Here is a 12018-nt window from a genome sequence, read left to right on the forward strand (position 1 = left end):
AACGGAGAGCGTCGTCCGCCCACCTTAAAGTGGGAGCAATGAGCGCCCCCGCCTCTCCACTTCTGCGGTCCGACGCCCGCCGCAACCGGGACCGCATCCTCGACGCCGCCCGGGACCTGTTCGCCGTCCGCGGCCTCGACGTGCCGATGGCCTCGGTCGCCCGCCGGGCCGGCGTCGGCGCTGCCACCCTCTACCGCCACTTCCCGACCAAGGAGTCCCTGGTCACTGCGGTCTTCGCCGAACAGTTCACGGCCTGCGTGGCGGTCGTCGACCGCGCCCTGGCCGACCCGGACCCCTGGCGCGGCTTCTGCACGCTGCTCCACAAGGTCTGCGACCTGCAGGTCTCCGACCGCGGGTTCGGCCAGGCGTTCCTGGCGGCGTTCCCGGACACCGGCGGGGTCGCCGCCGAACGGGCCCGCGGCTACCAGGGTTTCGTCGAGCTGACCCGTCGCGCCCAGGCCGCCGGCCGGCTGCGCCCGGACTTCGTCCCCGCCGACCTGGCCCTGCTCATCGCCTCGGTCTGCGGGCTGGTGACGGTCGCCCCGGACGAGGCGGGCGCCGGCGCACAGCGGCTGGTGGCCTATCTGCTGGCCGCGTTCGACGCCCGCCACACCGGTCCGCCGCTGCCGCCGGCCCGCCTGGGGATGCGCCATCTGATCCAGGCCGGGTGAGCCGGTCACGCTCCTTCCGGGGTACGCCCACCGCCCGGTGCAGCCGCGCCGCCGTGTACCGGCGGTAGCCGGTGACCGGGAGTGTCAAGGGCAGTTCTCGCTCTTGAGTTTCACGTCGTACTCGGCGTCGTCGGAGGTGATGCCGGACGGGACGCCGTTGAAGTACGTCTCCTGCTTCTCCCCGGCGGCCACCTCCTCGAAGTGCAGGTGCGGGGCGCTGGAGTTGCCGGTGCTGCCCACCTTGCCGAGCTGCTGGCCCTGGGTCACCTCGTCGCCCTTGCTGACCATCGGCGGTTCCAGCATGTGCAGGTACAGCGTCGCCCACCGGCCGCCGTGGTCGATCTTCACCCAGTAGCCGCCGCCGCGGCCCTGCGGGCCCTTGGGGTTCTCCGGGGTACGCCCACCGAGCTCCCCGTTGATCCCCGCCTCGATCACCGTGCCCGGGAACGACGCGTGCACCGGGCGGCCCCAGGCCTTGCCCTTGGCGGGGTAGAGATCGACGTCGAAGTCGTCGTGCCCCGGATAGGTGGTGAGTTCCCAGGTCTCCCCGCAGGCGACCGGCAGCTGGAAGTTCGGCCGGGGGCCCGGTGGTCCCAGCACCGGCGTGAGCAGCGCCGCCCCCGCCACGATCACGGTGATCCCGGCGAGGGTGGCGAGCAGGAGGGAGCGGCGCTTATTGATCACCACTTGATGGTCGCAGGCGGACGCTTCCCCCGCCTCACGGCGAATCCGCCGCATGGCGAACCCGCCTCACGGCGAATCCGGGAAGCAGCCGGCGAACGGGTCGGGCAGGGCGCTCCAGGTGTCCGCCCCGGCCGCGAGTTCGACGTCGCTGAGCAGGCAACCGGCGAGCCGGTCGTGCAGGTCCGCGGTGTCCATGCCGAGGCCGACGAAGGCCAGCGCGGTCCGCCGGTCGCCGTAGTACGGGTCCCAGGTCACGTCCGCGGTCAGCCGCCGCAGCGCGCTCACCTCGGACCAGCGCTGTGCGGGGAGGGCGTCCAGCCACCGGCCGAGGGTGCCCAGGCTGATGCCCTGGCCGGCGGACTCCCAACCGACCGCGATGTCCGGCTGCGAGGCGATCCACATCTGGCCGCGGCCGCGCAGCGTACCCGTGGTGATCTCGGGCAGGGCCTCGTGCAGGCGTCCGGCGTGGAACGGCCGCCGACTGTCGAACAGCATCGCGGACACCCCGCAGGACCCGTGCGGATCGTGGACGCCGATCGGCATCGACTCCAGGGCCCGGCCGATCATGCCGGGGGCGTCCGGATCGTGCCGGCCGGTGCGCCGCAGCCGCCGGGTCAACTCTGCGGTGCCGTCCGTGTCCGGGACCGCCACGACGGTCGCCCACGGCACGAGCAGCCGGGCCGTCGCGGTGACCCGGTCGGCCTCGGGGCGTCCCCACACCACGACGGTGTCGGCGAACTCGACCTGCCGGGCGACCACCTGCGCGACGGCCCGGGAGTCGTCGTCGGCCGCGTGCAGGTCCCGGTCCCGTAGGTCGTCGTCGGTGCTCAGGTCGTCGAGGAAGTCGGCGGTGTCCAGGACCGTCACGTACGAGTCGAACCGCAGCGCCGGATGGTCGCAGGCGTCCGCGACGTCCTCCGGTTCGATCACCGGCGGCAGGACGAGCAGCACGTCCCGGCGCCCGTGACCGAGCCTGATCAGGGTGGGCAGGACGTCGTCGTGCAGGGTGCACGACACGCAGCCGTGCACCAGCGCGACGGTCGTGTCCTCGAGGACGTGCCGCTGGTCGCGGACGACGCGCCGCACCAGACCGTGCCGGATCCGGGTGATGTCGTGCTCGACCAGCACCAGGGCCGGGTCCTCGGCGAGTAGCCGTGCCGCCACGGCCCGGGTGGCCGGCGGGCTGAATCCGGACAGGACGGTGATGCGGGGCCGGGTGTCGGCGGGGGGTGGCGCGGTGGTCCGGGCCGGCTCGAGACTCATGGGAGCAACTCCCCGCGGGCGGCGAAGGTGTCCGGGAACCGTTGCCAGCCGTCCGGGCCGAGCGACAACTCGGCGTCGGTGAGCAGGCAGCGGGCCAGGGTGCGGTGCAGGCGGACCGGGTCGGTGCCGACGCCGACGAAGGCGAGGTGCTGGTGCCGGTCGCCGTAGTACGGATCCCAGTCGAGCGCGGCGGCGATCCGGCGTTCCGGGTGCGCTTGTTCCCAGGCGCCGTCGTCCTGCCCGTCGAGCCAGTGGCCGGCCGGTGTGACGGTCAGGACCCCGGCGGACTCCCAGGAGAGCACCCGGTCGGGCTGCCCGGCCAGCCAGAAGTGCCCGCGCGAGCGCAGCACCTGCTCGACGATCGCCGGCAGCGCCCGGTGCAGGCGCTCCGGGTGGAACGGCCGCCGCGCCTTGAACACACAGGCCACCACGTCGTCGCGGGACACCGGCTCGTGCACGCCGACCATCCGGCCCAGCAGTCCGCGGGTGGACGCGGCGACCGGTTCCCCGAACCGGCCGGCCGGGCGCCGCACGGTTGCCGGCAGCCGCGGGTCGTCCAGGCCGAGGACGCCGGCCCAGGGCGCGAGCCGTCGCAGCAGTGTCCGCAACTGATCGGCTTCCCACTGTTCGCCGCTCTCCGGTCCACCCTGGATGACGATGGTGCCGGCCTGCTCGATCTGCCGGGCGACGAGCTCACTGACCGGGCGGTCCGCGGTCAGCCCGTCGAGCAGTAGGTCGGCGGCGACCACGGTGACCGGTGCGGCGGTTCCGGTCATGTCGCTTGTCCAGGCCCGGCGCAGGTGGTCGGGTTCGCAGCCGTCCGGCATGACCACCACGGTGTCGCGCTCCGATCCGCCCGCGACGGTGATCAGATCGTTGACCAGGTGTGCCACCGGTGTGCCGCCCCGGTCCGCGAAGTCCACGACGGACCCGGGGCCGGCCAGCCGGTCGGCGGCCGTCCGGGTGGCGTGCGGCCAGAACCCGCAGAGCGGGACGACCAGCGGTGCTGAAGATCGCCTCATGGGGTCCCATCTTGTTGGAAATGATTTTCATTGTAAAGTCTGCCGCATGTCTTCCGTCTGTGACGTGACCGGAAAGTCGCCGGGCTTCGGCAACGCCGTGTCGCACTCCCACCGCCGCACCCGCCGCCGCTGGAACCCGAACATCCAGCGCCGCCGCTACTGGTTGCCCTCCGAGGGCCGCCACATCCGCCTGAACGTCAGCACCACCGCCATCAAGATCATCGATCGGGACGGCATCGAGGCGGTCGCCGCCCGCGTCCGGGCCCGGGGAGTCCGATTCTGATGGCCCGGTCCACGGACATCCGGCCGGTGATCAAACTGCGGAGCACGGCCGGCACCGGGTACACGTACGTCACCCGCAAGAACCGCCGAACCCATCCCGACCGGCTCACGCTGCGCAAATACGACCCGGTGGCGCGGCAGCACGTGCTCTTCCGCGAGGACCGCTGATCCTTCCGCACCGGTGCCGTCGATGCCGGCACCGTCCGCAATCATCGAACGTGAGGAATGCCCCATGGCACGTCGCTGCCTGACGGAACGCGAGACCCGCCGATCGCAACTGGTAGATCGGTACCGGTCGGAGCGTACAAAATTAAAGATCTTGATCTCTGCACCTGACACCGACGGCGTCACCCGGGCCGACGCGGTGCGCCGCCTGGCAGCCCTGCCGCGCGACTCCAGCCCGTCCCGCCGCCGCAGCCGCGACAGCATCGACGGACGGCCGCGCGGTGTGCTGACCAGATTCGGTCTGTCGCGCGTCCGGTTCCGCGAGATGGCGCTGCGCGGCGAACTACCCGGAATCCGCAAGGCCTCCTGGTGACCGCTTCGCCTGTGGCTGTTCTCGATCAGCCTTGACCGCCTCACCCCCGGCGGTTTCCGATCAGCGTCGATGCCGGGCTGCCGCGCGGACCGCCCGGTCCGCGCGGCAGGAAACGGCGGTGGTCCGGCCAGGACCGATCGGTCCGTCCTCCTTGGGGGTACGCCTACCGTGAGTCCCCGGGCTACCGTCGGGCATGGCCGCTGACGTGGACGAGGACATCGCCGATACCCTGGACGAGGCCGTCATCGGCGCGCTGATCAGGACGTTCTTCGCGGCCTTCGTGTCGGGCGACGACGCCCCGGCCCGTCTCGACGCACTGCCGGGCCTGTTCCTGCCCGAGGCGGTGATCGTCCGCACCGGCCCGGACCTGGCCGTCTACGGCGTGGAGTCGTTCATCGCCCCGCGCCGTGATCTCCTGACCAGCGGCCGCCTGACCGATTTCACCGAACACGAACTGGCCGGCCACACCGCCGTCGCCGGTGACGTGGCCCAGCATCTCTGCACCTACACCAAGTCGGGCCTTCTGGACGGCAGGCCGTTCACCGGCCGAGGAGTCAAGACCTTTCAACTGGTCCGCACCACGTCGGGATGGCGCCTGTCCGCCGTGGCCTGGTCCGACGAGTAGCGTCGCCGGCGAAGGTTCAGGGGATGCGTTTCACCAGGAAGCGGGAGGGGTCGGCCATCTCGTGCACCGAGCCCTGATCGTCGATGAACGGGTAACGGTCCAGGTAGTGGCAGCCGGTCTCCTGGTAGCCCAGGCGCAGGTACAACGCCGCCGCCCTCGGATTGCCGTCGGAGGCGCCCAGACCTATCCGGTGGCGGCGCCGATCCGCGGCCAGCCGTTCGGCCGTGCGGATCAGCGCCGTCCCGATACCCCGGGACTGGTGTTCGGGGACCACCACCAGGCCGTTGATCTCGGGGCAGCCGGGGAAACGGGCGCGGACCGGCGACTCCTTCGCGCCCTGCCACAGCAGTTCGGTGCTGCCGACCGGTTCCTCGCCGAGCCAGGCGATCAGGAAGGTGCTGACGCCCGCACACTGCCGCCGGAAACGGAACTCGTGATAACGGTTCGGCCCGGTGGGGGAGTGCTTCTCCCACACGGCGACATCCGTCCACCGGCACTGCTTGACGACCAGTCGTGCGGCTTCCTCGCCCATGCTGAGCACGGTAGAGAGATCCGCTGCGCGATTCCACCCTGCACGACGTCGCCCGCGAGGTTAAGCGCTTGCGGTACGGGCCGGGTAATCGGTGTAACCGCTGGCCCCACCGATGTAGAAGGTCGCCGCGTCCGGCGCGTTCTCGTCGGCACCGGCAGCCCAGCGCTCGACCAGATCCGGGTTCGCGATCACCGCGCGGCCGACCGCCACCGCGTCACCGGCGTCCTCGCCGACCAGCCGGACCGCCTCCTCGCGGGTGGTCTGCACGCCGAAACCGGTGTTCACGATCACCGGGGCCCGCACCGCGCCGCGGATCTTCTGGACCAGCGGGCCGGCCGGATCGGCGTGCAGGATGTCCACGAACGCCAGACCGAGCGGGGCCAGACCGGCGGCCAGCGCCAGATAGGTGGCCAGCACGTCGTCGGCGTCCGTCTCCAGCGCGCCCTGGATGTTGTGCTCCGGCGAGATCCGGATGCCGGTACGGTCCGCGCCGACCGCCGCCGCGACCTCGGTGGCCACCCGGACGGCGAGCCGGGCCCGGTTCTCCGGGGAGCCGCCGTACTCGTCGGTCCGCTGGTTCGACGCCGGCGACAGGAACTCGTGCAGCAGGTAACCGTTGGCGCTGTGCAACTCGATCCCGTCCAGGCCGGCCGCGATCGCATTCCGGGACGCCGCCACGAAACCGGCCACCACCTCGTCGATCTCCGCGGTGGTGAGCGCGTGCGGGACCGGCAGCGGCTCCCGGCCATCGGGTACGCGGATGTCGCCGGGCGCCGCTACCGCGCTCGGCGCCACGACCCGTCCGGAGAGGCTGACCTGCGGGTGCGAGATCCGGCCGCCGTGCATGACCTGCATGACGATCGTCCCGCCGGCCGCGTGCACCGCGTCGGCGACCCGGCGCCAGCCGGCCACGTGCTCGGCCGTCTCGATGCCCGGTTGACCGATCCAGGTGCGGCCCTCGCCGACCGGCCACGTGCCCTCGGTGACGATCATGCCGACCGAGGCGCGCTGCCGGTAGTGCTCGACGAGCAGGTCACCCGGGACGCCGTCGGCGCCGGCCCGGATCCGCGTCAGCGGGGCCATCACGACCCTGTTGCGCAGGTCGATCGCCCCGAACCGGACGGGCGTGAAGATCTTGTCGGACAACGGTGGTTCCTTTCACGCGTACACAGGAAGGCTGTTGATCGGTTAAAGATCTGAAGCACCGAAAACCATGCCGGGTTGTGGGCACGGTCTCGCCATCGACGTCCGGGGCACATCCCGGACAGCGGCGCGGGTGGTACTACCGTGATCAACATGGTGAGCGCGAAGCCGGAGAGCATGCGGGAACGGGTCGTCCGGTACCGGGTCGACCGGTCGTTGACCGGGGACCAGGCCGCCGCGCGGATCACGGCCTACCTCTACGGCAACATCGTCGTGTTCGCCACCACGGTCCCGCTGACGACCGGGGACGCCGCGCACGGGCACGCCGTTCAGTTGCTGCTCGGCGTCGCGGTGTCGACGTATCTGGCGCACGTGTTCTCGGAGATCGTCGGGCATCAGGCGCGGGCGGGGGAGCCGATGACCCGCGCCGGGATCTGGCACGAGATCGGCGACTCCCGGCCGATCGTGAGTTCCGCGCTGGTGCCGGGTCTGCTGCTCGCGGCGGCGTGGGCCGGGTGGACGGCGGGGGACACCGCGATCCTGCTGTCCGAGATCTACCTGCTGATCCGGCTGGCGTTGGTGGGCTTCCTGCTGGAACGGCTGCGGTCGCAGCGGCCGTCGATCCACACGTTCGTCGCCGGGCTGGTGCTCGCGGCGGTCGCGGCGGGCATCGCCCTGATCAAGGTGTACCTGGGCCACTGAACCGTCGAGCTTTTCCTGATATATCCGATTTATCGGGTCTTGTTCTGGCGGGGGCTCGTGGCCCCCGCCAGACGGCTCCGTCCCGCGGTCAGGAGGACTTGCGGCGGGTGAAGTAGAGAGCCGCGCCGCCGGCCACCAGCAGTCCCACGCCCAGACCGGCCAGGCCCATGGCGTTCGGCCCGGTCCGCGGCAGGGCGCCGCCGGTGGAGACCGGAACCGTGGTGGCGGTGGCGGTGGCGCTCACCGAGACGGACGGGCTCACCGACGTGCCTACGGACGGCGACGCTGAGGCGGAGAGCGAGGGCGACGCGGATGCCGACGCTGACGCCGATGTGGAAGCCGACGGCGAACTCGACACCGAGGTGGAGGTCGACGGTGACGGCGAGCAGCCGGCCGGCTGCTGCCAGGTGCCGGTGTGGACGGCGCCGCTGTTGTCGCGGACGGTGAACGTGCTCAGCTGCGCCGGGCGGACCTGGACCGTGCTCCGGCCGGCCGGAACCCGGTACTCCGACCAGGCGCCGTACTTCAGCTGCAGGATGAGGAACACGGCGTCGACGTTCGCGGCCGGACCGTTGGCGAACGTGGCGGTCATCCTACGGTCGCAGGTGGAGGTGAAGGTGACCGTCGGCTGCGGGGCACACGCCGCACTGCCGCCGCGGGCGACGGCGATCCGGGGGACCAGGGCCTCCTCCTGCGCGGACAGCACAGCCGGGTCGGGAACCGTGGTACGCAGGACCACGATCTCGTGCCGGCAGGCGGGCACGTCGACGGTGACCGCGACGGTCGGCTGCGCGGCGTCGATGCGCAGGTAGGTGATCCGCTGGTAGACGATCCGCGGGTAGGCGTCGGCCTCCGGGGGCGTCGTGTAGGAGGCGACGGACACGGTCACCCCGTCACCCGCACACAGCGGTTTCGTGGTGGTGACCGTCACGGCGCCGGTGGTGTCGTCGATGTCCGCGTCGAACTCGGCGTCCGCCGCTGTCGTGCAGCTGTCGTCAGCCGCCGCCGGTGCGGCTGCGGGCATGCCCCCGAGCGCGCCGACACGGACCGGCGCGACAACCGCGGGCACGGCAGCGCCGGCCGGCGCAGTGGCTGGGGGCACGGCGGCGCGGACCGGCTCGACTGCGCGGACCGGGCTGGTGAACGTGAAACCGCCGGCCACAGCGGCGGCAGTGATTGTCAGGAGCAAACGGCGCATGAACCATCCCCCGTGGATTCCGTAGCGGTGTCCGGAGGATACGGGTATCGATCAACGCCCGTGGCCCCTGGACCTCCCGTCACGTCGCCGGGGGTGTGCCGTCGGTCCGGAGGCAGGGTTCAGTCGATGTCGTAGAGCACGGTGCCGGTGGCCGTGGTGACCACGCAGACGTCGGACGGTGCTGCCGCGGCGGCACCGGCCCAGCCCGCCCCGCCGATGACCGCTGCCGCGAAAGCGAGGGCGACCAGGAGCCGCACCCGGATCAGATGACGCATGGCATCTCCCTCCTCGAGGCGTCCACCCTAGGCGGCCGCGTCAAGCCCCGAAGATGGTGAAGCCCGGGGATATGGCCAATCCCCGGGCCTCCGCGTACCACTGAATTGCACACACCGGCACGTTTAAGGGTGTGGATCAATCATCAAGACATCGGGTTTTGCCTTTAAACTACCGCCGCTCGAAGCGCGGCGGGCCGGAATTGAACCGGCATCCGCTGTCGTCGTCCCACCCGGTCGATCCGGTGATCAGTGGTGAATGCTGACATTGGAGCGAGAATCTGAAATTCATACCGGCTGCCTCTGCCAGTTGGGCTACCCCCGCGCGAGTGGTGCGGGGAGCAGGACTCGAACCTGCACTGTCACCGGCTGGTTCAGCTTCAGCCTCAGCTGTCAGCTTTCGCGCCGCTGCCGGCGCGACCCCCGCGCTCCCACGGGGGAATCCATGACGGTCATCCGAACAGATAACCGAAGACGGCCGCTCCGACCTTCTGGTCGGTGACCTCGCTGTTGTTCGCCTCCTCGCGGGCGAACTTGACCGCGGTCTGCAGGGTGACGACCCGCTCGAGGATCTCGTTGACCCGCTTGGCCGGCAGCGCACCGGAGAACTTCAGCGTCGTCCAGTAGCCGACGGTGACATCCTCGTAGTACACCTCGACCTGGGCCGGGTGCTTGTCGGTGGCCTCCGCCTTGACGTGGTTGCGCGGCACCTTCTTGGTCCGGTTGGTGCGGACCGGCTCGGTGCGCCAGCTGTCGGTGGAGTCGTCGCGGATCCACGTCTCGGCCGCGTCGAGGACCGGCAGCTTCTTGACGAAGGTGTGCAGGTCGACGAGCTGCTTCTCGAGGAACAGCAGGTAGGTCACCGGCACCTGGGCGGCGATGGTGCGCCCGTCGACGACCACGTCGGCGCGGGCCACACAGTTCGTCCAGTCCTTCGTGGCGGTGACGTCGAAGAGCCGGGTCAGGGTGGCGGACATGTCCCGCAGGATGTCCTCGGCCTTGATCTGCACCCGCGTGGACTCCGGGGGCAGCTGCTCGCCCTCCTCGTCCTTCGGCTGGTACGTCCGGGAGATGCCGGCCAGCGGACCGGTCTTCTGCACGGCGTGGTGGGCCTCGCTCAGGTCGGCGAACGCCTTGCTCTTGACGCCCTTCTCCACGGCGATGATCTGGTTCAGTTTCGGCACGGTGTCCCCCTCTTCCGGCCGGAACCGTAACACCACCGATCAACCCGTCTCGACCCGTTTTCGACGATCCCGGGTGGCCGGCTCGGCGTGATCTCTAGGGTGGTCCCATGCGTCGTGTGGTGCGGTACGTTCCGGCCGGGCGGGAGATCGCCGAACCGGTCACCAAACTGAGTGGTCAGCCGGTGTGGCTGGAGACGCCGCAGTGGCCGATCTCCGCGTCGCGGAACCGGCAGATGCCGTTCGTGGGGCAGTTCCGTCTGGACGACGGCACCGGAGAGCCGCGCCTGGCCTACGTGTTCATGTCGGACGAGAACATCTGGGACATCGAGGACGAACAGAACGACGACTGGGATCCCGACGCCGACGATGAGGACGAGGTGGACGAGGACGAGGTCGGCGACACCTTCGATCCCGAGGGCGGCGAGAACGCGGTCATCATCCAGCCCGGCGGACGGGTGCCGTCGTTCGTGACCGTCCGGCCCATCCGGACCGGGCCGGTCTTCAAGGACGATCACCTGCCGGAGGACGTGCCGGCCGCCGACGAGGAGAGTTGGCAGTTCCTGGGCGGGGAGCCGCGGTGGCTGCAACATCCGGAACCGCCGGGTGCCGGTTGGCGGTTCGTCGGGCAGATGACCGACGACCTGGGGCACAACTTCGGGGACGGCGGCATCGCGTACCTCTTCGTCTCGCCGGACGGCGCCGAGGGCCGCTTCCTGTGGCAATGCTGATTCAGGGCTGATCGAGTTCCTGGTAGCGCAGCGCCATCAGGATGTCGGCGCGGACCAGGGCGGCCGGGGCGTCCGCCTCCAGGGCGTCGGTGATCTGTTTCAGCCGGTAGGCGACGGTGTTCTCATGCAGGCGCAGTTCGGTCGCGGTGATGCGGGTGGAGAGGCCGGAGTGCAGGTAGGCGCGGAGGGTCTCCACCAGGTGGGGCCGGCCGAGCAGCGGGCCCAGGGCGCTCTGCACCACCTGGCGGGCGTCCAGCGGGTTCTCCAGCAGCAGCACGTCGGCGACGACGGTGCCGAACTCGACCACGCCGAGGCGGCCCGCGTGCCGGCCGGCGGAGAGGGCGGCCATCGCCTCGCGGCAGGAGCCGGCCACCTCGCCGAAGCGGGGGCGGGGCAGGCCGACGCCGATCACCATCTCGTCGCGGCGGACGACCCGGTTGAGGGCGGCGATCAGGCCGGGCACCTCCGGGGTGACGATCACCGCCACGTCGTCGCGGGCGCCGGCCACGGTACGGCTGGGCAGGATCGGCCGCAGAGCGTCCAGGACGAGCCTCTGGGCGCGGGGCAGCAGGTGCGACCCGTGGACGGCCAGGGCCCGATGTTCGGCCTGGACGGCGACCCCGACGAGGCGGGCCCGTTCCTCGATGACCTGCGGGTCGAGGCGTTCCGCGCCGGTCAGCCGGGACACCAGGTCGGTGGCGATCTGTTCCAGGTGGCCGGCGACCTCGGTGCGGGCCCGCCGGTACGCCTCGGTGGACGCCGAGATCATCGCGTCGACCGCGGCGGCCAGGTCCCTGGACGACTGCCGGTGCTCGTCCGCGGTCATCGGCGCGTCGACCGTCGCCAGCCAGGAGAAGACCTCACGTTCGGCGCGGTGCCAGGAGGTGACCACGGCTTCGATCGGCACGCCCTGGATGGCGCGGCGTTCGCCCAGCCCGGCGGCGGTGGCCAGTTCGTCCCCGGCGGGCGGGCGGCGTTCGGCGACGCAGATCAGCAGGGTCCGCATGTTCGGGGTGATCGTGCCGACCAGGTCGTCGAGGTCCATGCGGTCCTCGTCATATCCCGGTAACTGCCGCCACACGTCGGTGACCAGGACCCGTGCCAGATCGGTAACACGGCTGAGAAGAAGGTGTGCTCGTTGTGGCACATCCACAATAAGTCGCCGCCCATCTTC

16 protein-coding genes and 1 tRNA gene are annotated in these 12018 nt (G+C 71.0%); 7 read left to right on the forward strand and 10 right to left on the reverse strand.

Annotated features, from left to right (window positions below):
* The first annotated feature begins 38 nt into the window (after positions 1 to 38).
* Entirely contained in the window at positions 39 to 671 is a 633-nt protein-coding gene (locus tag QSK32_RS15110) for a TetR/AcrR family transcriptional regulator (RefSeq protein ID WP_045743836.1), read from the forward strand.
* Between the two features lie 84 nt (positions 672 to 755).
* Here QSK32_RS15110 and QSK32_RS15115 read toward each other — a convergent pair whose 3' ends face one another.
* From QSK32_RS15115 to QSK32_RS15125, 3 genes are all read right to left on the reverse strand, one after another.
* Positions 756 to 1355, reverse strand: a complete 600-nt coding sequence (locus tag QSK32_RS15115; RefSeq protein WP_245674043.1) for a M23 family metallopeptidase — start codon at positions 1353 to 1355, stop codon at positions 756 to 758.
* Between the two features lie 66 nt (positions 1356 to 1421).
* The gene (locus QSK32_RS15120; RefSeq protein ID WP_045743834.1) at positions 1422 to 2618 is read right to left on the reverse strand and encodes a CobW family GTP-binding protein; all 1197 of its coding nucleotides are present in this window, start codon (positions 2616 to 2618) and stop codon (positions 1422 to 1424) included.
* Entirely contained in the window at positions 2615 to 3640 is a 1026-nt protein-coding gene (locus QSK32_RS15125; RefSeq protein ID WP_052720661.1) for a GTP-binding protein, read from the reverse strand. Before QSK32_RS15125 ends, QSK32_RS15120 begins: the two co-directional genes overlap by 4 nt.
* 46 nt (positions 3641 to 3686) lie before the next feature.
* Here QSK32_RS15125 and rpmB point away from each other — a divergent pair, with 46 nt between their 5' ends.
* The 4 genes from rpmB to QSK32_RS15145 all read left to right on the forward strand — a co-directional run bounded on the left by rpmB (position 3687) and on the right by QSK32_RS15145 (position 5085).
* A complete protein-coding gene (gene rpmB, locus QSK32_RS15130; protein WP_045743833.1) occupies positions 3687 to 3923 on the forward strand; it encodes a 50S ribosomal protein L28 in 237 nt (78 codons plus the stop codon).
* On the forward strand, positions 3923 to 4090 hold the full coding sequence (gene rpmG / locus QSK32_RS15135) for a 50S ribosomal protein L33 (protein WP_045743832.1): 168 nt from the start codon (positions 3923 to 3925) through the stop codon (positions 4088 to 4090). Before rpmB ends, rpmG begins: the two co-directional genes overlap by 1 nt.
* Positions 4091 to 4154: 64 nt before the next feature.
* Entirely contained in the window at positions 4155 to 4460 is a 306-nt protein-coding gene (gene rpsN, locus QSK32_RS15140; RefSeq protein ID WP_045743831.1) for a 30S ribosomal protein S14, read from the forward strand.
* 193 nt (positions 4461 to 4653) lie between these two features.
* Positions 4654 to 5085 (forward strand): nuclear transport factor 2 family protein, encoded by a 432-nt coding sequence (locus tag QSK32_RS15145; protein ID WP_045743830.1) that lies wholly within the window; start codon positions 4654 to 4656, stop codon positions 5083 to 5085.
* Positions 5086 to 5101: 16 nt separating this feature from the next.
* Here QSK32_RS15145 and QSK32_RS15150 read toward each other — a convergent pair whose 3' ends face one another.
* Positions 5102 to 5617 carry a GNAT family N-acetyltransferase gene (locus tag QSK32_RS15150; protein ID WP_045743829.1) on the reverse strand — a complete coding sequence of 172 codons (516 nt, stop codon included), beginning with the start codon at positions 5615 to 5617 and terminating at the stop codon, positions 5102 to 5104.
* A gap of 60 nt (positions 5618 to 5677) precedes the next feature.
* Positions 5678 to 6763: an alkene reductase gene (locus QSK32_RS15155; RefSeq protein ID WP_083449171.1), complete on the reverse strand. Its 1086-nt coding sequence runs from the start codon at positions 6761 to 6763 to the stop codon at positions 5678 to 5680.
* 150 nt (positions 6764 to 6913) lie between these two features.
* Between QSK32_RS15155 and QSK32_RS15160 the strand changes: the two genes are divergently transcribed.
* Positions 6914 to 7462 (forward strand): hypothetical protein, encoded by a 549-nt coding sequence (locus QSK32_RS15160; RefSeq protein WP_285472275.1) that lies wholly within the window; start codon positions 6914 to 6916, stop codon positions 7460 to 7462.
* Positions 7463 to 7550: 88 nt separating this feature from the next.
* Here the strand turns inward: QSK32_RS15160 and QSK32_RS15165 are convergent, their stop codons facing one another.
* The 4 genes from QSK32_RS15165 to QSK32_RS15180 all read right to left on the reverse strand — a co-directional run bounded on the left by QSK32_RS15165 (position 7551) and on the right by QSK32_RS15180 (position 10116).
* A complete protein-coding gene (locus QSK32_RS15165) occupies positions 7551 to 8660 on the reverse strand; it encodes an LPXTG cell wall anchor domain-containing protein (RefSeq protein WP_285472276.1) in 1110 nt (369 codons plus the stop codon).
* A gap of 119 nt (positions 8661 to 8779) precedes the next feature.
* On the reverse strand, positions 8780 to 8935 hold the full coding sequence (locus tag QSK32_RS15170) for a hypothetical protein (RefSeq protein ID WP_157411152.1): 156 nt from the start codon (positions 8933 to 8935) through the stop codon (positions 8780 to 8782).
* Between the two features lie 327 nt (positions 8936 to 9262).
* Positions 9263 to 9359 (reverse strand) — tRNA-OTHER (locus QSK32_RS15175).
* Between the two features lie 25 nt (positions 9360 to 9384).
* The gene (locus QSK32_RS15180) at positions 9385 to 10116 is read right to left on the reverse strand and encodes a DUF7873 family protein (RefSeq protein WP_285472277.1); all 732 of its coding nucleotides are present in this window, start codon (positions 10114 to 10116) and stop codon (positions 9385 to 9387) included.
* Positions 10117 to 10223: 107 nt separating this feature from the next.
* Here QSK32_RS15180 and QSK32_RS15185 point away from each other — a divergent pair, with 107 nt between their 5' ends.
* Entirely contained in the window at positions 10224 to 10844 is a 621-nt protein-coding gene (locus QSK32_RS15185; protein ID WP_045743828.1) for a hypothetical protein, read from the forward strand.
* Between the two features lies 1 nt (position 10845).
* On the opposite strand, the gene QSK32_RS15190 is transcribed toward QSK32_RS15185, so the two are convergent.
* Positions 10846 to 11997, reverse strand: a complete 1152-nt coding sequence (locus tag QSK32_RS15190) for a PucR family transcriptional regulator (RefSeq protein ID WP_502872534.1) — start codon at positions 11995 to 11997, stop codon at positions 10846 to 10848.
* Between the last annotated feature and the right edge of the window lie 21 nt (positions 11998 to 12018).

Source organism: Actinoplanes sp. NBRC 101535, from assembly GCF_030269225.1.
GTDB classification, from domain to species: domain Bacteria; phylum Actinomycetota; class Actinomycetes; order Mycobacteriales; family Micromonosporaceae; genus Actinoplanes; species Actinoplanes rectilineatus.